This is a genomic window from Actinokineospora sp. (assembly GCF_052390155.1).
In the GTDB taxonomy this organism is placed as follows: domain Bacteria; phylum Actinomycetota; class Actinomycetes; order Mycobacteriales; family Pseudonocardiaceae; genus Actinokineospora.
Genome location: NZ_JBQTHF010000085.1, coordinates 15762 through 34694, shown reverse-complemented (window position 1 = coordinate 34694; position 18933 = coordinate 15762). Strand labels below are relative to the sequence as shown.

The window sequence follows — 18933 nt, the reverse complement described above, 5'->3', positions numbered from 1 at the left end:
GTCAGACGCGCTGGGCGACGCGGGGCTGTCGGGCGATCGACCTGGACCGGGCCGAGCTGATCGCGTCGCCGTCGATCGCCTCGGCGAGCGCGACCACGGTCGGCCGGTCGAAGACGATCCGCACCGGCACCTCGACACCCAGGATCGAGCGCAGCTTGAACGTGACCCGGGTGGCGAGCAGCGAATGGCCGCCCAGGGCGAAGAAGTCGTCCAGCACACCGACCTTCGCCACGCCGAGGATCTCCTGCCACGCGTCCACCACGGCCTGCTCGGTCGGTGTCCGGGGAGCCACGTACGGGGTCACGTCCGAGCGGGCGCCGTCGAAGTCGGGCAGCGCCTGGTGGTCGATCTTCCCATTGGGCGTCAACGGGAACTCGTCGAGGACGATCACGTGCGCGGGGACCATGTACTCGGGCAGCGTCTCGCGCACCGCTGTCCGCAGGTCACCGTCCACAGTGGAGCCCTGCTCGGCCACGACGTAGGCGACCAGCCGCAGGTCACCGGCGATCGTCCGGCCGTGCACGATGGCGTCGGCCACGTCCGGGCGGGCCCGCAGGACGGCCTCGATCTCGCCCGGCTCGACCCGGAACCCGCGGATCTTGAGCTGCCGGTCGGCCCGGCCGAGGAACTCCAGTTCGCCGTCGTGGGTCCACCGGGCGAGGTCGCCGGAGCGGTACATCCGGTGCTCGCCCTCGCCCGCGTACGGGTCGTGCAGGTACCGCCGCGCGGTCAGTTCCGGCAGGTTCTGGTAGCCCAGCGTCACTCCGGGGCCGGAGACGTAGATCTCGCCCCGCACACCGGGCGGTACCGGCATCATCCGCTCGTCGAGCAGGTGGATTCGCATGTCCGGCAACGGTGTGCCGACGTTGCTGCGGACGCCGGAGTCGGCGTCGGCTGCCCGAACCCGATGGAACGTGGTGTGCACGGTGACCTCGGTGATCCCGTACATGTTGATCAGGTGGGCGCCGTCGTCGCCGAACGCGTCGAACCAGGGCGCCAGGGTACCGATGTCGAGGTACTCGCCCGCGAACACGACGTAGCGCAGGTCGAGGTCCGGCCTGCCCGCGCCCAGCGCGCTGATCATCCACTGCCGGAACGCCGACGGGGTCTGGCTGAACACGGTGATCCCGTTGGCGCGCACCAGGTCCAACAGCGCGTCCGGGTTGCGCAGGGTGTCGTGCGGGACGACGACGAGGCGGGCGCCGGTACCGAACGCGCCCCACATCTCGAACACCGACACGTCGAAGGCGTAGGAGTGGAACATGCTCCACACGTCGTCGGCGCGGAAGTCGAACAGGGTGCCCGCGCCGGACACCAGGCGCACCACGTTGGCGTGGCTCACCAGCACGCCCTTGGGCCTGCCGGTCGAGCCCGAGGTGTAGATCACATACGCCACGTCGTCCGGCGCGCTCGCGGTGCGCGGAGCCGAATCCGGCTGCTCGGCGATGGTGTCCGCGTCCACGTCGAGGTCGATCATCGGGCCGTCGAACTCCGGCGCGCGGTCGGCCGCTGCCGAGTGCGTGACCAGCAGCGACACCTCGGCGTCGGCGAGGATGAAGCGCATCCGGTCGGCCGGGTGGCCCAGGTCGAGCGGCACGTACGCGGCGCCCGCCGTGAGCGTGCCGAGGATGCCGACGATCATGTCGAGGGACCGTTGCAGGCACAGCCCGACCCGGCCGCCTCGATGCACACCGTTGTGCCGCAACAGGTTGGCCAGCCTGTTGGCGCGCACCGCGAGGTCGCCGTAGGTGATCGACTCGCCGTCGCAGACCACCGCCACCGCGTCCGGCCTGGCCGCGGCCCGCTCGGCGAACAGCTCGTGCAGGGCGGGCGCGGCGGGCTGCGGCACGACCCGGTTCCAGTCCAGCAGGACCTTCTGCCACTCCTCGGGCGGCATGATGTCCACCTCGCCGAGGCACAGGCCCGGGTAGGTCATCATGTTGTGCAGCGTGGCCTCGAACTGCTCGGCGAGCCCGCGCATCGCCCGCTCGCTGAACCGGGTCTGGTCGTAGACCAGGCGCGGCTCGGGCATCCCCTCGCCCGGCATGACGATCATGGTGATCGGGAAGTGCGGCCGACCGTCGTAAGTGGACCGGACGATCTCCAGGTCCGGCAGCACCAGGTCGGGCACGGGCACGTTCTCGAAGGCCAGGTCGAACTCGAAGATGGGCTGGTTGCCGGGCAGATCCGCCATCCGGCGCAGCTCGGTCAGGGAGATGTCGGCGTGCTCGCGGGCCTGCGCCATGTCGGTCTGCAGCTCGCGCAGCCACGGGATCAGCTCGGCGTCGTCGGGCATCCGCGCGCGCACCGGCATGGTGGCCAGCATCGGTCCCATGATCAGCTCGGCACCGGGGAGCGTGGCAGGCCGCTGGGTGCCGGTCGAGCCCGTCAGCACGTCCCGGCAGCCCAGGTAGCGGCCGATGATGATCGTCCACGCGCCCTGCATCACCGTGTTGAGGGTCAGACCGTGCTCGCGCGCGAACGCGGCCAGGTCGGGTAGCTGGTCGAGCAGCCGCGGCGTGGGCAGCACCGCGTGGGTCGGCTCGTCGGGGCCGAGTTCGCCCGCGGGCGCCGATCCGACCTCCAGTGCGTCCGGCGCGGCGTAGCCGTCCAGAGTGGACTGCCAGAACTTCTCGGCGGCCGACCGGTCCTGCCGGTTCCACCACGACAGGTAGTCGCGGTACGGCCGGGCCGGTTGCAGTTCGACATCGCCGCCGGTGGCGTAGGCCCGGTACAGCTCGGCCAGTTCGGCGAAGGCGAGGCCGAACGACCAGCCGTCCATCAGCAGGTGGGAGAAGCTCCAGAAGAACTCCCACCGCTCGTCGGCGAACCGGATCAGGTGTCCGCGCATCAGCGGGGCGGCGGCGTAGTCGAACCCGCGCATGCGGTCCTCGTGGGCGAACTCCGCGTAGCGGCGGCGCTGTTCCTCGGCGTCGGTGTCGCGCCAGTCCAGCACGCCGATCGGGAACTCGACGTCCCGGCGGACCACCTGCAGGGCCTTGTCCACGCCCTCCCAGTGGAAACTGGTCCGCAGCACGAAATGCCGGTCCACAATGGTCTGCCAGGCGCGGCGGTACGCCTCGACGTCCAGGTGTCCGCGCATCTCCATCGTCACCTGTTCGAGGTAGATGCCCGAGCCGGGGGACAGCAGGTTGTGGAAGAGCAGCCCCTCCTGAATCGGCGACAGCTCGTAGACATCCTCGATGCCTTCCAGGTCCATGTCAGTCCTCTCGCGCCGAACCGGCTGCTGTGGCTTGAGTTGAGCGGGCGGGGCCGCCGGTCACCGCGGCCAGGAACATCTCCAGCTCCGCCGAGTCCAAACCGGACAGTGGGAAGTCGCTGGGCGCCACTACTCCCGACCGCGGCTCACGGACGTGGGCGACCAGGTCGTCCAGCGCGGTGGTCAGGGCCGCGGCCAGGTCGGCGGCGCCGGGACCGGTGACGCCGATGGTGAACTGTCCATCGAGGACGGACGAGGTGATGGTCATCGGGTACGGCGCGTCGGCGGTGACCCCGCTCGTGCCGACGTCGCCCACGTGCCGCACCAGTGTCCGGGACCCGGGGGAATGCCTGATCATCTTGGTGCGGCAGGCTTCCTTGACGCCGACGACCAACTCCCCGAGGTCGGGTCGGGCGAGGTCGATCAGCACCGGGGTTATCTCGGCGAACGGCCCGACGGCTCCGGTGAGGTCGACCGCACCCGCCTGGCGCACGTCGCGTTCGAGGTCGATGACGACCGGCGTCTCGGCGTCGCGCCGAGACAGTGCCACGGCGAGGGCGACCGCCGCGATCTCGGGGGCCGCCACCCGAAGCACGCGCCGTGCGCCGTCGAGCAGGTCCGCGGTGCTCTCACGGCTCAAGTGGACAGTGCGCTGCTGGGTCGGGGTCTCGGCTGTGGGCCAGTACGTCCCGGTGAGGGCCTGCTGGTCCGCGGTGGCGGTGTCGGTGATCGTGGTGAGCGCCATCGGCCCGCCCGCGAAGGGATTGGCAGGCTCCGCCCAGTCGACGGCCAGTTCGCGCAGCAGGACCGGCCAGGACGCGGCGTCCACCGCGAGCAGGCTCACCGCCAGGGCCAGGCGCTGGTCGTCCGGGCCGAGGTCGAACACGGCGGCCTTGGCGACCGGACCGCGCACCGGGTCCAGTTCGTCGGCAAGATCCGCGCCCATCTGGGCGAGCGCGGCAGACCGCCGCGCCTCGGGCAGGGCGCCGAGTCGCACGGGCGGCGCGCTCTCGTCGGTCTCGTCGGCGGGCGCCACCCGCTGCCGCCACCCGGTGTCGTCGGCCACCAACCGCAGGCGCAGCGCGGGATGGCGGGCGAGCAGGCCGCGGACCGCGGCCTGGGCCGCGTCGACGTCGGTGATCGGCAGGAGCACCTGGTAGGCCGGGACCGCGGCGGGTTCGCCCGCGTGCTCGACGAGGGTGCGCTGGTACCGGCTCAGCGGCAGGTCGGCCTCGCCCGCGTCGACCGTGCCGCCGCGCGCGATCACCACGGCGGCCAGCGCGGCGGTGTTCTGGTGGGCGAACAGGTCTGCCGGGGTGATGTCGAAGCCCTCGGCGGTGGCTCGGCTCACGATCCTGATGCCGGTGATCGAGTCGCCGCCGAGCGCGAACAGGTTGTCGTGCAGGCCGACCGCCTCGACGTTGAGCACCTCGGCGATGATGCGCGCCAACGCTTCGGCGACGGGCCCGCCCTCGACGGCGGGCACCGCGTCGGTCGCGCGGGCCGATGCCAGCGTGGTGAGCGCGTTGCGGTCCACTTTGCCGTTGGCGGTCAACGGAAGCCGGTCCACCACGGTGATCGTGCCGGGGACCATGTAGCCGGGCAGCGCCAGTGTCGCCTGTTCGCCGACCTCCGCGCCGAGCGTGTCGTGGTCGGTCCCGGGGTCGGTGGGCACGATGTACGCGACCAGGCGGCGGTGGTGCCGGTCGCCGACAGCCAGGGCCACCGCCGACGACACGGCCGCGTGCTTGCCCAGGGCCACCTCGATTTCACCCAGTTCGATCCGGTAGCCGCCGACCTTGACCTGGAAGTCGTCGCGGCCGAGGAACTCGATCTCACCGTCCGGTCGCCACCGGCCCAGGTCGCCGGTCCGGTAGAGCCGCTCGCCGGTCACCGGGTGGTGCACGAACCGCTCGGCGGTGCGCTCTGGGTCGTTCCAATAGGACAGAGCGAGGCCGACGCCGCCGATGTACAACTCGCCGGTCACCCACACCGGGCAGTCCTGGAACCGGTCGTTGAGGACGTGGAAACGTTGATTGGCGAGCGGGCGACCGTAGGGAATGGAGTCCCAGGCCGGGTCGACCTCGCCGATCTCGTAGTGGATCGACCAGATCGCGGCCTCGGTCGCACCGCCGAGTGACACCCGCCTGCACGCGGGCGACCGCTCGCGCCAGCGGTCCGGCAGGTCGACCGGAATCCAGTCCCCGGACCACATCGCCAGCCGCACGCCCGCCAGCGGCGCGCTCTCGGTGTCGGCCAGGTGCGTGACGGCCATGTCCGCCAGCGCGGGCACGCTGTTCCACACCGTGACCCCGTGCCGCTCGATCAGGTCCAGCCAGTGCCCGGGGTCGCGGTTCGACCCGTGCGCGGGCAGCACCAGCCGCCCGCCCACCGCCAGCATGCCGAACACGTCGAACACGCTCAGGTCGAAGTTGAGCGCGGACAGGCCGAGCATCGCGTCGTCGGGCCCGATGTCGTACCGGGAGCACAGATCGACGCAGGTGTTCAGTGCCGCCCGGTGCGACACGGCGACGCCCTTGGGCAGCCCGGTGGAGCCGGAGGTGTAGATCACGTACGCCACGTCGTCCGGCGAACCGGGCTGGTCAACGGGTTTCGCGGGACTGTCGCGACAGGAGTCCACGGCAATGCTGTGCAGGCCGCTCGGCCACTGCAACACCTCGTCGTCGGCGCGGGTGAGCAGGTGCGCGCAGCCCGCCGCGGTCACCAGGTGCGCGCGCCGCTCGGCGGGCAGGTCGACGTCGATCGGCAGGTACGCGCCGCCCGCCAGCAGCACGGCCAGCGCGCCGACGACCTGTTCCGGCGACTTCGCCATGGCCACGCCGACCAGAACCCCTGGCGCCACACCGCGTTCGCGCAAGGTGTCGGCGACGGCGGCGGCCCAGCCGACCAGGTCGCCGTAGCTCAGCGTCCGGCCGTCGGCGGCCACCACCGCCACGCGGTCCGGCTCCCGGCGCGCCCACTCGACCACGCCGTCGCTCAGCAAACCGTTGGGTACCAAGGTGTCCGTGGCGTTCACCGACTCCGCCACGGCCCGCTGGCGCGGCCAGACATCCAGCGCGCTCGACCACGCGTCCGCGGACTCCGCGAGCTGGTCGACCAGGCCGCGGAACGCCTCGAACATCGAGTCCAGGACGCCGTCCGGGAAGATCTGCCGCACGCCGTGCCAGGCCAGCCGCACGCCGTCGGCGGTCTCCAACAGGGCGAAGTCCAGCCAGACCTGCGGGGTCTGCGCGATCTCGTGCGCGATCTCGCCGAGCCAGCCGAACCAGGTCTCGTCGCCCGGTTCGCTGCTCTGCACGATGGTGCTGGTGAACACCACCGGCGACACCGCTTCGCCCACGCCGCCCCGTTCGCGAGCCAGCTCGCGGAGCACCTCGACCCCGCTGAACGTGCGGTGCTCCATGTCGGCCCAGCTCTGCTCGTGCAGACTCCGTGCCAGGGAGGCGATGTCGGGCTGTCCGAGCAGATCCACCGGCAGCAGGTCGAACGAGGCGAACTCGCCCACCAGGTCGGCGACCCGCTCGTGCACCGCGAGCCGGTTGATCATCGTCACGTTCAGGGTGAACGCGCCGGTCCGGCTCCACCGGCCGACCGCCGTGGCGTACGCGGCCAGCAGCACCGAGGACGGCGTGAGCCCGAGCGCGCCCGCCCGGGCGGTGATCCGAGCCCAGGTCGCGGCGTCGAGAACATGGTTGTAGGAGGCCGATTCCGGGCGCTCGATCGAGGACGGCGCGATGGCCAGCGGCAGGTCGGGCCGGGCGGGCAACTGCCCGACGCGGGCGCGCCAGTAGTCGCGGGCCCGCTCGTAGCGCGGCGTGGATCGCACGCGCTCCAACGCGAGCACGTAGTCGCGGTAGGTGAGTTCCAGTGCGGGCAGCGTTTCCTGGGCGTAGAGCTTGCGCCAGTCGCGCGAGATCAGCCGGATGCTGCCGATGTCGGCGATGAGCAGGTCGAAGCCGAGGTGCAGCCGGGTTCGCCCGGCGGGCAGCAGCGTCGCCTTGATGTCGAACAGTGGCCAGGTGTCGGCCGGGCGCATCCGTTCGGTCAGGTCCGTGCGGACCGCGAGCAGGGCCGCGTCGGCCTCGGTCGAGTCGCGCAGGTCGAGCACGTCGATGCGGTAGCGGCCGACGTCGGCGAGGATCTGCTGGCTGCCATCGGTCAGCACCACGGCGCGCAGCATGGGGTGCCGGGCCAGCACGTGCTGCCAGGTGTCCTCCAGCCTGGCGAGGTCGAGATCGGTGGCGTCGACCTCCCAGTACACGTGCGCGGCGACGTTGCCGCCCTCGAACGCGCCGAGCCGCCCGAGCCACTGGGCCTGCTGGATCTCGGTCAGCGCGAACGGCTCGTGCAGTGTGCCGGGGTCCGGCACCGCCTGCGGCAGTTCGTCCTCTATGGACTCAAGGTCGGCAGGCGAGCTGCCGCGCAGGGTCACGACCAGCGCCGCCAGATCGGCGACCGTCGGCGCCTCCAGGGTCTGGCGCAGGGTCAGCGGGACGCCGAAGGCATCCTTGATCCGCGCGACCATCTTCGTGGCCAGCAGCGAATGGCCGCCCAGTTCCATGAAGTTGTCGCGCACGCCGATCGGCGCCACCCCGAGCAGGCTCTCCCACACCCCGACGATCAGCCGCTCCCGGTCGTCGCGGGGTGCCGCGTAGGTCGTGCTGATCGGTGGCCGGGTGTCGACCACACCGTCCTCATCGGACTGACCGACAGCCACCTCGATGCTCTCGATACTGCCGACGGAGCCCTGGGTGGCGGGCTCAATCCAGTGCCGCCTGCGCTGGAACGGGTAGGTGGGCAGGGAAACCCGGGCGGGTTGGTCCGCGCCGCGCACAGCCGCGAAGTCGACCGGGGCGCCGGTCGTCCACAGGCGACCCACGGCCCGCAGCAGCGCGTCGCGGTCGGACTCGCCCGCCCCGGCGCGCGGCATCGCGGTGACCACGGGAACCTGCCGGCTGCCCTGCCGGGCCAGCGTTCCCAGCGTCTGGCCGGGGCCGACCTCCAGCAGCACCGTGCCCGCCGCCTCGGTGAGCACCTGGACCGCGTCGGCGAAGCGGACCGGCTCGCGGACGTGGCGCACCCAGTAGTCGTGATCGGGCGCCGCCCAGTGGCCGGTGACGTTGGAGACATAGGGAATCCGCGGCGCGCGCAGCTCGATGCCCGCGATCTCGGCGGCGAACGGCGCCAGCATCGGCTCCATCATCGCCGAGTGGAACGCGTGCGAGGTGTGCAGCAGCCTGCACGGCACATGGAGCTGGCTCAGCTCGCGCATCATCACGGCGATGTCGTCGGCGGGCCCCGACGCCACGCACAGCTCCGGGCCGTTGACCGCGGCCAACGCCACGGACGCGGGCAGGAACCCGCGAACCTCCTGGGCGGGAAGCGAAATCGACAGCATCGCGCCGGGCGGCAGCGCCTGCATCAGCCTGCCGCGGGCGGCGACCAGCCGTAGCGCGTCGTCGCGGTCGAGCACGCCGGACACACACGCGGCGGTGATCTCGCCGACGCTGTGGCCCACCATGGCCGCGGGCCGGAGTCCCCACGACGCCAACAGTTCCGTCAGCGCGTACTCGATGACGAACAGCGCGGGCTGCGCCAGCGCCGTGCGCTCGATTCGCTCGGCCGCCGCCGCGGGATCGGTGCCGTCCGGCGGATACAGCACCTCGCGCAGGTCCAGTCCCAGCGGCCCGGTGAGCACCTCGGCGCACGCGTCGACCTCGGCGCGGAACACCGGCTCCGCGGCGTAGAGGTCCGCGCCCATCCCCGGGTGCTGGCTTCCCTGGCCGGGGAACAGGAACACCAGCCGGAACCGGTCGCCCGCGGCGCCATCGGCGACCCGGTCCGGCGACTCGCCCGCCAGGCTCGCCACCGCCTCGGCAGGTGTCTCGGCGACCACGACCCGGCGGAACGCCAGCGGTTGCCTGCCGACCTGGAGCGTGTGGGACACATCGGCCAGCGCGAGGTCGTTGCCGCGTAACGCTTCGGCGAGTTGGACGGCGCTGTCGTCGAGTGCCTGCCGGGTCTTGGCCGACAGCACGATCAGCTCGGGTCGGCCTTCGGCGCGCGGGCGGACCGGCGCCGACGGGCCCTCTTCGAGCACGATGTGGGCGTTCGTGCCGCCCATGCCGAACGACGACACGCCGATGCGCCGCGGCGCGTCGGCCGGGATCCAGTCCCGCAGTTCGGTGTTGACGTAGAACGGGCCGCGGTCGAAGTCGATCTCCGGGTTGGGCCGCTCGAAGTTGAGGCTGGGCACCAGTTTCCCGTGCTGTAGCTGCAAGACCGCCTTGATCAGCCCGGTGATGCCCGCGGCCGTGTCGAGGTGGCCCACATTGGACTTCACCGAGCCGAGCGCGCAGGTGCCGGGGCGCCGGGTGCCGAACACCCGGGTGAGCGCGGCGACCTCGATCGGGTCGCCCAGCGGGGTCGCGGTGCCGTGCGCCTCTACTGCGCTGACGGTCTCCGGCTCGATCCCGGCCAGATCGAGTGCCATGTCGATCGCCCTGGCCTGACCGTCGACCCCCGGGGCGGTGTAGCCGATCTTGGCCGACCCGTCGTTGGTGACCCCGGTTCCCTTGACCACAGCCAGAATCCGGTCGCCGTCGGCGACCGCGTCCTCGGCGCGTTTGAGCACCACCACGCCCGCCCCGCTGCCGAACATCGTGCCGGTGGCGTTCGCGTCGAACGGCCTGCAATGGCCGTCCGCGGAGAAGATCAGGCCCTCCTGCCACAGATAGCCCGAGGGCTGCGGCAGCCGGACCGCGACACCGCCCGCGAGCGCGACGTCGCAATCGCCGTCCAGCAACGCCTGCGCGGCCAGGTGCACCGCGACGAGTGAGGAGGAGCACGCGGTCTGCACCGCCACCGCCGGGCCGCTCAGGCCCAGCTTGTAGGACACGCGGTTGGCCAGGTAGTCCTTGTCGTTGGTGACCAGCAGTTCGAGCGTCTCGGCGATGGTGGCCACGCCTCGACCGGCCAGCAGGTGATGCAGCAGATACGTGGACAGCGCCGCGCCCGCGTACACCCCGACGGTGTCGGCCATCATCCCCGGCGCGTACCCGGCGTCCTCCAACGCCTGCCACGCGCACTCCAGGAAGATCCGCTGCTGCGGGTCGATCAACGCCGCTTCCCTGGCGGGATAACCGAAGAAGTGCGCGTCGAACATGTCCACATCGGACAGTACAGGCGCGGCCCGAACATACCGGGGGTCGGCGAGCATATCCGCCGCGATCCCCGCCGCACGCAGGGTCTCCTCGTCGTAGCGGGTGATGGACTCCACGCCGTCGCGCAGGTTGCGCCAGAACTCGGACACGTCGGCGGCGCCCGGGAAGCGGCCCGCCATGCCGACGATGGCGATGTCGCCGGACGGCTCGCGCTCGCTCGCGGTGGTCATGGGGTGGGAACCTCCAGGGAAGGGGCCGGGCCGCGGCGCACGCGCCGGGTCTCGATGACGGCCGGGGCCGCGTCCTCAACGCTGCCAACTGCGGGCCGCGCGGGCCGCCCCCCAACGGAGAGTCCGGCCGGTCGCCCACCTGACGTGCCCGGCCGCCCGCCGGTTCGGGGTACCCGAACGGGCCCGGTCACAGGTGCGTCCGGGCAGCCCACAGCTCGGGGAAGAACCGCTCGTCGCGGCGCGAGTTGAGGTAGTGCACACCGGATGAGCCGCCGGTCCCGGACTTGCGACCGATGATCCGCTCGACGGCGACCGCGTGCCGCATGCGCCACATCGCCCACCCCTCGTCGTGGTCCATCAGCGCCTCCGCCACGTCCAGCAGCTCCCGGTCGACGGGGCCGGACCGGTAGAGCCGCACCAGATCCGTGACGCCGCGCCCGCGCGCCAGGTCGCGGAAGGCGTCCCACACGCTCGGCTCGCGCAGCCTGCGCGCCAGCCGGTCGCGTTCGGCGGGGTCGCGCGGGCGGTACGTGCCGTGGTGGCGGTCGGGCAGCCCGGACAGGTACTCGATCTCGCGGAACTGCACGGACTGGAACCCGCTGGCGGTGCCCAGATGCGGCCGGAGATCGTGGAAACTGCCGGGGCTGATCGTGGTGAGCGCGTCGAGTTGGCTTACCAGCAGCCAATCCACGCGCGCGGTGCGGCGCAGCCGGTAGAGCGCGTCCGGGACTTCGCCCGCGAACAGGTTGTCCCGCGCGGCTTCCAGCTCGTGCAGGATCAGCCGGAACCACAGCTCGAAGACCTGGTGCACGGTGACGAACACCCGGCCGTCGGTCTGGTCCGGCACCGGGTCGGTCGCCGCGATCAGCGCGTCCAGGTGGAGGAACTCGCCGTACGTCGCACCAGCGGCCTGCGGCGGGACGAACCCACCTGGCAGAAGATCATCGGGTCGTACGGTCATGCGGGCCTCGCCTTTCCCTGCGGGCGGCGAGGTTCGCCGCCGGACTCCTCCCGCGGCGCCGTCAGCGCAAGACGCGCCGCACGCGTGGCCCCAGGCCGGTCAGGATCTCGTTGGGGATCGTGCCCGCTGCCGCGGCCCAGTCCGCCACACTCGGCGCGGAATCCTTGCCGAACAACACGATCCAGTCGCCCGCGGCGACCGGGGCGTCGCCGACGTCGACCACGAACTGGTCCATGCACACCCGGCCGGACACGTGGAAGCGCCGCTCGGCGACCTGGACCGGGCCGCGGTTGCCCGCCGCGCGCGGCACTCCGTCGGCGTACCCGGCCGCCACGAGCGCGACCGTGGTCTCGCGGGCCGTGGTGTAGTCGTGGCCGTAGGACAGCGCCGTCCCCGCGGGCACCCGCTTGGCCAGCGCGACGGGCGCGCGCAGCGTCATCGCGGGCACCAGGTCGACCGGGCTCGGGACGGCCAGCGGATTGACGCCGTAGAGCGCGATGCCGGGCCGGATCAGGTCGTAGGTGGCCGCGGGCAGGCCCAGCGTGGCCGCCGAGTTCGCCAGGTGGCGCAGTTCGGGCACCACACCGTTGGCGGCGGCGGTGTCGAGCGCGGCGGCGAACGCGGCGAGCTGGTCGCGGTTGCCCGGATGTGTTGGCACGTCGGCGTTCCCGAGATGGCTCCACACCCCGACCAGGTCCACCTCGTCGCCGCGGTACGCGCTCGCGGCCTTGACCAGCCGCGCCCACTCGGCCTCCGGGGCGCCACTCCGGCCGCAGCCGGTGTCCACCTTGAGATGCACGCGCGCGGCCCGGCCGTGCACCCGCGCGGCCAGCACCGCCTCGTCCAGCGCCCACTGCGCCGACACCGACACGTCGACGTCGGCGGCCACCGCGGCGGCCACGTCGCCGGGGGTGAGCAGCCAGCACAGCACCGGCGCCGCGATCCCCGCGGCCCGCAGCGCGAGCGCCTCGGCCGCGAACGCGCACCCCAGCCACGTCGCGCCACCGGCCAGCGCGGCCAGCGCGCTGGGGACCAGGCCGTGCCCGTAGCCGTCGGCCTTCACCACCGCCATGACCGGTGCGCGGCGCAGGCCGCGCAGGGTGGCGACGTTGTGCGCGATCGCGGACAGGTCGATTTCCGCCTCGCACACTGTCATGCCAGCGAGCATGGCAGCGGGTTGGCGGGCCATGACTGCCTGTCCGGGGTATCCGGTGCGGGTACCCGGGTCGGCCGGTGACCCCGACCCCGGCTGGCCCCGTTGTCTACAGAGGACAGTGCGGTCGGTACCCGATCGGGCACCTCCGGTCGCCGGTCGATCGGCCCGGGCGTTTTGAGTCCCTGGTCCGCGACCAGCGGGCGGTGCCGCCGACCCTAGTTTCGAGAGGCAGGGCGGCGTCGAGCCCGCTGGCGGGTCGTGCCGATCGAGAGCAATCCCCTAGGCGACACCGGAGTGCGAAATGGACCAACAACAGGCGCTCGACCTGGTCATGGAACTGGTGGCGCGCGGTCGTGGCGTCGACACCAGGGCGCTGGCGCCGACCACCTGCCTCGTCGACGACCTCGGCTTCGATTCCCTCGACGCCTCCGAGTTGCTCGCCGCCCTGCACGCCGAGACGGGCGCACACCTCGGCATTTCCAACCTCACCGAGCTGCGGACGATCGAGGACGTCGCCGCCGCGCTGACCAAGCAGGAGAGCCTGTCGTGATCACTTCGTCCGGTCGGCACATCGATCCAGAGGACCCGGTGTGGATCCTCAACCAGTACCGCGCGGCGGAGGTGCACGGGGCGGGCGCGATCATGCGGATGGCCCGGCTGGCCGACACCGCGAAGCTGCGCGCGGACCTGTCCCGGCACCTGCGCGACGAGGCGGTGCACGCCTGGCTGTGGACGCGCGCCATCGAGGAGTTCGGCGGCGAGGTCGCCGACGTCGCACAGCCTTACCAGGCAAGGCTTTCCGCGCACTACGGCATCCCGAAGTCGCTCGACGACATGCTCGCGCTGACGCTGGTGTCCGAGCGGCGCGGCCTCGACGAGTACGAGGTGCACGTCAACGAGGACCTGCCGACCGCGATCCGCAGGCCGCTGCGGGCGATCATCCGCGACGAGGCGTGGCACGTGTCCTACATCGAGGAGGCGCTGATGCGCCGCGCCGACCAGGACAAGTCGGTCCACGCGCTCATCGAACGGGCCGAGCGCGCCGACGAACTCGCGGTGGCCGAACTGGAGGCGGCGGCCGCCGTCGGGGCCGGTACCGGCGGATGACCGAGGTGGATGTCCGCACGTGGCCCGCGCACTTCGCCACCGCGCCGGGACTCTGCCTCGAAGAGATCGTCCGGCCGGTCGGCGCCACCGGGTCGTTCGGGTTCCTGGACGACGACGGCGGGCGGCAGTCCGTGACCTACGACGAGCTTGCCCGCCGGGTGGTGACCGCCGCCGTGCGGCTGCGTCGGCGCGGCGTCGAGCGGGGCAGCCCGGTGGCGATCACCTTGCGCAACAGCCTTCCCGTGCTCATCGCCGCGCTGGGCGTGTGGGCCGCGGGCGGCACGCTGGTGTCGCTTCCACCGCAGGCCAACAAGAAAGACGGCACCTACGCCGAGCGGTTCGGCGCGGTCCTCGCCGCGATGGGCTGCGCGCACCACCTCGTCGGCGCGGACGCCGATCCGGTGGTGGGCCGACCAGCCCGGTTCCCGATCGCCGAACTCCAGGGCACCGACGGCCGAACCGATCCCGAAGTGTCCATTTCGGACACCGCGCTGGTCCAGTTCACCTCGGGCAGCCTCGGCACCCCGAAGGGCGTCGCCATCGGCCGCGACGCGCTCGCCGGGCACCTCAAGATGATCAGCCGGTGCTTCGGGATGGACGCTGGCCGGGACAAAGTCGTCACCTGGCTGCCGATGTACCACGACCTCGGGCTCGTCTGCTTCCTCGGCCCCGCCCTGTACGCGCGGGTGCCGCAGGTCCACTTCGACCCGCGGGCGTTCGTGCTCGACCCGTCGCGGTGGATCACGCTGCTCGCGCGGGAGCGGGCCACGATCAGCGGCGCGCCGAACTTCGGCTTCCGGCTCGCGAGCCGGGTCCCGTATCCGGGCGACCTGGACCTGTCGCGGATGCGGTCGTGTCTCAACGCGGCCGAGCGGGTGCTCTGGTCCGACATCGAGGACTTCCACCGCGCGGTCGGCCCACTCGGCTTCCCGTGGGAGGCGATCATGCCCGCGTACGGCCTGGCGGAGGGCACCGTCGGCGCGTCGTGCGCGGTGCACGACCGCGGCCCCATCCAGGGCCCCGGCGGGCACGTCTCGCTCGGCCCTCCGTTGCCCGGCAACCGGTTGACCGTGTCGAACGACACCGACCCGGGCACCCTGCACCTGGACGGCGACTGGCTCTTCGACGGCTACTGGACCGCGGACGGATTCCTGCCGCGCACCACGACACCCTTCGACACCAACGACGCGAGCTTTCTGCACGACGGCGAGCTGTACGTGCTGGGCAGACACAGCGACGTCGCCTCGATCGGCGGGCACAACGTGTTCGCCGAGGACGTGGAGGCCGTCGCGATCCCCGCGGCGGGTCTGCCCGGGGTGGGCTGCGCGGCGTTCAAGTACGACTCCGGGGCGGGCGAGCGGTTCGGCGTCGTGATCGAGATCGTGCGCGACGCGCGGGACCTGGCGCCGGACATCGCGAAGTCGGTGCGCTCGGCGATCTCCGCGGCGCTCGGCACCCGGGTGGCGCCGCTGGTGGTGGCCCGCGCGGGCATCATCCCCCGCACGACGTCGGGCAAGCCGCAGCGCGGCCCGCTGCGCACCGCGTGCCTCTCCGGCACGCTGCCCGCGAACCTGGTGTACACCATCCTGACCTGACCGACCACAAAGGACCCTGCCGGCGTGCGGCAGGGTCCTTTTGTGTCGGTCAGGCCCCAGGACAGCCCCCGCCCTTCCCTTGGGGGGTCTGCCCTGCTCCAGTCTATCGGTCACCAGGGGTGCGCGGGGTGGGGCGAGATTTCTGTGGATGGTTGGCGGGGTTGTGGACGCGCCGGCGTGCGCGCCGAGATTTCTGTGGATGGTCGGCGGGGTTGTGGACGCGCCGGAAGCGTCACCGGGCGATGTCCGCGGCCTCGTAGCGGTCCAGGGCGGCGTCGAACCGGGCGTCGGGCAGGCGCAGGCGGGACGCGACCGCCTCGGTCAGCACCTCGTCCGCGCCGCCGCCGATGCGGGCCAGCCGGACGTCGCGCCACCAGCGTTCCAAGGGGAAGTTGCCGGTGTAACCCCTGGCGCCGAACAGTTGCAGGCAGCCGTCGGTGACCTCGCTCGCCAGTTCGCCGACCACCAGCTTGAGCGCGGCGACCTGGTGGGCGAAGGGCAGCTTCGCCGTGCCGCGGGCGACGACGTCGCGCAGGGCGGCGTCGGCGACCCCGAGCCGGGCCGTGGCCGTCGCGAGCCGATGCCGCACGACCTGCTTGTCCAGCAAGGGAACGCCGCCCACCAGGCGCCTGCGCGCGTGCGCCGCGGTGAGCCCGATCGACTGCCGGACCGCGGTGAGGAGCTGCGCGCAGATGGACAGCCGCTCGAACTGCAGCAGCCGACTGGCGTAGGCCAGCCCCATGCCCTCGGTGCCCAGCAACGCCTCCGGCGGCAGCAGGACCTCGTCGAAGGACACCTCGCCGACGTCGCACGCCCGCACCCCGGTGGCCTCGAAGAAGCCGTGCACCCGCACCCCGGCGTGGTCGAGCGGCACCACGAACAGCGCCAGGTCGCGCGCCTGGCTGCCCTCGACCCTGGCCACGGCCACCACGTGGGTGGCCGCGCCCAGGTTCGACACGTACCGCTTGCGGCCCCGCAGGTGCCAGCCCTCCGGCGTGCGGGTCGCCGTGGTTCGGATGCCCGCGAGGTCGGAGCCGCCCTGCGGCTCGGTCGAGCCGAAGCAGCCGATGGCCCGGCCCGCCAGCGCGTCGTCGAGCAGGGTGCGGTGCCACTCGGTGGTGCCCAGCCAGTGCAGGCCGCCGATGAAGATCTCACTGTGGCCCATGGCCGCCAGCGCCAGTCCACTGCAGATCTCGGCCGACTCCTCCGCCATCGCCACCACCATCGGGATGCCGACCTGCGCGCCGGGCGCCCACCGGCCGCGGAAGACGTCCGCGGCGGCGAGGTCGGCGAGCACCCGCCGGGGCAGGTGGCCGACGCGCTCCCACTCGGCCACCGCCGCCGGCGTGATCCCGGACAGGGCGTCCCGCAGCCGCCGCCGGTAGTCCAACTCCGAGTCGATGCCCGCCGTCGCCGTCATCAGACCAGTTCCCGCCAGTCGGCGTGGTCGGCCGTCGCCCCAGTGATCACTTCGGCGTAGCGGCTGGTGAGCTGCTGGGTGATCGGCCCGACCTTGCCGTCGCCCACCGGCCGCCCGTCGACGTTGACCACCGGCACGATGCCCGCCGCGGTGCCGGTGAGGAAGCACTCGTCGGCGAAGTACAGGTCGGTGCGGGTGAGGATGTCCGCCCCGGCCGCGATGCCCGCCTCGGCCGCGAGGGTCAGCAGGGTGTCGCGCACCACACCCGCCAGCGCGCCGCTGGACAGCGACGGCGTGGTCAGCACGCCGTCCCGCACGGTGAACAGGTTGTGCGCCCAGCCGTCGGTCACCTGGCCCTGCGTGTTGAGCAGCACGGCCTCGTCGTACCCGCTGGTCACGGCCTCAAGCTGGGCGAGGTAGGAGTTGAGGTACTGGCCGGTGGCCTTCGCCGCGGGCGGGATGACGTTCGTGGCGATGCGGTTGAAGCTGGACACCTTCGCCCGGACCCCGGTGTCCTTCGGCGCCCCGACCAGCGGACCGTTCGCCGACGGGATGATCGAGATGTGCCAGGGCGCCCGGAACGGGTTCTCCCCGGTGCCCAGGTACATCACCGGACGCAGGTAGCAGTCGGTCAACTCGTTGGCCCTGACCACCTGCCTGCACGCCTCGCCGAGGTCGTCGATGCCGTAGGGCAGCGGGATCAGGTACGCGGCCGCGGACCGGGCCAGCCGCGCCAGGTGGTCGGTCAGCCGGAAGATCGCCGGTCCGGCCGGGGTGGCGTGGCAGCGCAGGCCCTCGAAGAAGCCCATGCCGTAATGCAGGCCGTGCGAGCCGACGTGCAGCGTCGCCTCGTCCCAGTCGACCAGCGACCCGTTGTGCCAGATCTTGCGCTGCGCGCTCACGCGATCCCGTCCCTTCGACTGTGCTTGGCGGTGCCGGACACGATCCGGCGGCGGAGGCTGACCACGGCCGGGTCCGGCGTCGCGGACCTGGTGTCCTCGGTGAGCAGCCCGTGGTTGAGCGCCATCGTCACCGCGACTGTCCTGTTCGGACAGTTGAGTTTGGCCAGGACGTTGCCGACGTGCCGCTTCGCGCCGTGCTCGGAGATGCCCAGTCGCCGCGCGATCTGCTTGTTGCTCAACCCTTCGGCGAGCAGGTTGAGCGCCTGGCGCTCGCGCGGGGTGAGCATGAACGGCACATCCGACCGGGATCTGCCCACCGTGCGCAGCTCGTCGATGATGCGCAGGGCCAGCGCGCCGGGGATCGGCATGTCGCCGCGGCGCAGCTTCTGCAGGCTGTCGGCGAGCGTGGCGCCGCTGAGGCCGGGCTCCAGCAGGAATCCGCTGACGTCGAGCGCGGCGACGTTCGGGGCGAGCGCGTCCTCGGACTGGCGCAGCAGCAGCAGCGACGCCGCGCCGTGCTGTCTGGCCGCGTGCACGATCCGCTCGGTCACCTCGACCGCGGTGGCCACCGACACCACGACCACGTCGAACCGGCCGCCGCTCAGCAGCGCCGCGGTGGCGTCGTAGTCGCCGACGGACCGGACGAAGCCGACTATCGGCAGTTCGGACAGCATCTGGGTGAGGCCGTACCGCATCAGCTCATTGTCGATGGAGACCAGCACCCGAGTTCGCGGCGAATCCATTAAGTGTAAATCCGTCGGCTCGTTGTCGTTCAATTTACCCCTCCGTTGCCTGCGGCACAGGCGCCCGGTAAATGGACTGGAGGCGAGGTGACGGCATCCCCACAGCCACCCGTTCCCCAGTTGTTCGCGTGTATTTCGACAAACGTCTGTCGACCGGTGTCTGCCGGTTCGAGACTAGTTGCAAGGTGCTGTGTGCGACAGTGTGCACCGATTCGCGTCCGCGTCAACAGTGCGGGCCATGAATGGTAAACGGGAATTACATCGGATTCCTTCAGGGCTTCTCGGAAGGTCTACCCGCAGCGGGTCGAGACCACAGAAACTTGTCTTGACCTGCGGTTTGGTTGGTGAACGGCCGTTTACTCCGAATGGACGTACCCGTTCGCCGAATAGCACCTCCCGAGTCCAGGTGGGCACC

10 protein-coding genes are annotated in these 18933 nt (G+C 71.9%); 3 read left to right on the top strand and 7 right to left on the bottom strand.

Going from position 1 to position 18933, the window contains the following annotated elements:
- Position 1: 1 nt before the first annotated feature.
- The 4 genes from ACT4N7_RS25760 to alr form a co-directional block, all read right to left on the bottom strand.
- Positions 2–3220 (bottom strand): non-ribosomal peptide synthetase, encoded by a 3219-nt coding sequence (locus tag ACT4N7_RS25760; protein ID WP_444831435.1) that lies wholly within the window; start codon positions 3218–3220, stop codon positions 2–4.
- 1 nt (position 3221) lies between these two features.
- Positions 3222–10634: a hybrid non-ribosomal peptide synthetase/type I polyketide synthase gene (locus tag ACT4N7_RS25755; RefSeq protein ID WP_444831434.1), complete on the bottom strand. Its 7413-nt coding sequence runs from the start codon at positions 10632–10634 to the stop codon at positions 3222–3224.
- A gap of 187 nt (positions 10635–10821) precedes the next feature.
- Positions 10822–11595: a tryptophan 2,3-dioxygenase family protein gene (locus ACT4N7_RS25750; RefSeq protein WP_444831433.1), complete on the bottom strand. Its 774-nt coding sequence runs from the start codon at positions 11593–11595 to the stop codon at positions 10822–10824.
- Between the two features lie 61 nt (positions 11596–11656).
- Positions 11657–12751: an alanine racemase gene (gene alr, locus ACT4N7_RS25745; protein ID WP_444831432.1), complete on the bottom strand. Its 1095-nt coding sequence runs from the start codon at positions 12749–12751 to the stop codon at positions 11657–11659.
- A 301-nt stretch (positions 12752–13052) separates the two neighbouring features.
- Between alr and ACT4N7_RS25740 the strand changes: the two genes are divergently transcribed.
- The 3 genes from ACT4N7_RS25740 to ACT4N7_RS25730 are packed head-to-tail and all read left to right on the top strand — an operon-like array spanning position 13053 to position 15453.
- Entirely contained in the window at positions 13053–13301 is a 249-nt protein-coding gene (locus ACT4N7_RS25740) for an acyl carrier protein (RefSeq protein WP_444831431.1), read from the top strand.
- Complete coding sequence (locus ACT4N7_RS25735; protein ID WP_444831430.1) at positions 13298–13858, top strand: ferritin-like domain-containing protein; 561 nt, start codon at positions 13298–13300, stop codon at positions 13856–13858. The genes ACT4N7_RS25740 and ACT4N7_RS25735 overlap by 4 nt, the downstream gene beginning before the upstream one ends.
- Positions 13855–15453 (top strand): AMP-binding protein, encoded by a 1599-nt coding sequence (locus ACT4N7_RS25730; protein ID WP_444831429.1) that lies wholly within the window; start codon positions 13855–13857, stop codon positions 15451–15453. Before ACT4N7_RS25735 ends, ACT4N7_RS25730 begins: the two co-directional genes overlap by 4 nt.
- Before the next feature lie 232 nt (positions 15454–15685).
- Here the strand turns inward: ACT4N7_RS25730 and ACT4N7_RS25725 are convergent, their stop codons facing one another.
- From ACT4N7_RS25725 to ACT4N7_RS25715, 3 genes are read right to left on the bottom strand one after another with little or no spacing between them, the layout of a single operon-like run.
- A complete protein-coding gene (locus tag ACT4N7_RS25725) occupies positions 15686–16873 on the bottom strand; it encodes an acyl-CoA dehydrogenase family protein (RefSeq protein WP_444831428.1) in 1188 nt (395 codons plus the stop codon).
- On the bottom strand, positions 16873–17775 hold the full coding sequence (locus ACT4N7_RS25720) for a branched-chain amino acid transaminase (RefSeq protein WP_444831427.1): 903 nt from the start codon (positions 17773–17775) through the stop codon (positions 16873–16875). Before ACT4N7_RS25720 ends, ACT4N7_RS25725 begins: the two co-directional genes overlap by 1 nt.
- Entirely contained in the window at positions 17772–18518 is a 747-nt protein-coding gene (locus ACT4N7_RS25715; RefSeq protein WP_444831426.1) for a LuxR C-terminal-related transcriptional regulator, read from the bottom strand. Before ACT4N7_RS25715 ends, ACT4N7_RS25720 begins: the two co-directional genes overlap by 4 nt.
- Between the last annotated feature and the right edge of the window lie 415 nt (positions 18519–18933).

Excerpts from the sequence above, each read along its gene's own strand:
- ACT4N7_RS25730 (WP_444831429.1), top strand. The coding sequence starts at position 13,855 with ATGACCGAGGTGGATGTCCGCACGTGGCCCGCGCACTTCGCCACCGCG.
- ACT4N7_RS25750 (WP_444831433.1), bottom strand. The coding sequence starts at position 11,595 with ATGACCGTACGACCCGATGATCTTCTGCCAGGTGGGTTCGTCCCGCCG.
- ACT4N7_RS25760 (WP_444831435.1), bottom strand. The coding sequence starts at position 3,220 with ATGGACCTGGAAGGCATCGAGGATGTCTACGAGCTGTCGCCGATTCAG.
- alr (WP_444831432.1), bottom strand. The coding sequence starts at position 12,751 with ATGACAGTGTGCGAGGCGGAAATCGACCTGTCCGCGATCGCGCACAAC.
- ACT4N7_RS25725 (WP_444831428.1), bottom strand. The coding sequence starts at position 16,873 with ATGACGGCGACGGCGGGCATCGACTCGGAGTTGGACTACCGGCGGCGG.
- ACT4N7_RS25715 (WP_444831426.1), bottom strand. The coding sequence starts at position 18,518 with ATGGATTCGCCGCGAACTCGGGTGCTGGTCTCCATCGACAATGAGCTG.
- ACT4N7_RS25740 (WP_444831431.1), top strand. The coding sequence starts at position 13,053 with ATGGACCAACAACAGGCGCTCGACCTGGTCATGGAACTGGTGGCGCGC.
- ACT4N7_RS25755 (WP_444831434.1), bottom strand. The coding sequence starts at position 10,634 with ATGACCACCGCGAGCGAGCGCGAGCCGTCCGGCGACATCGCCATCGTC.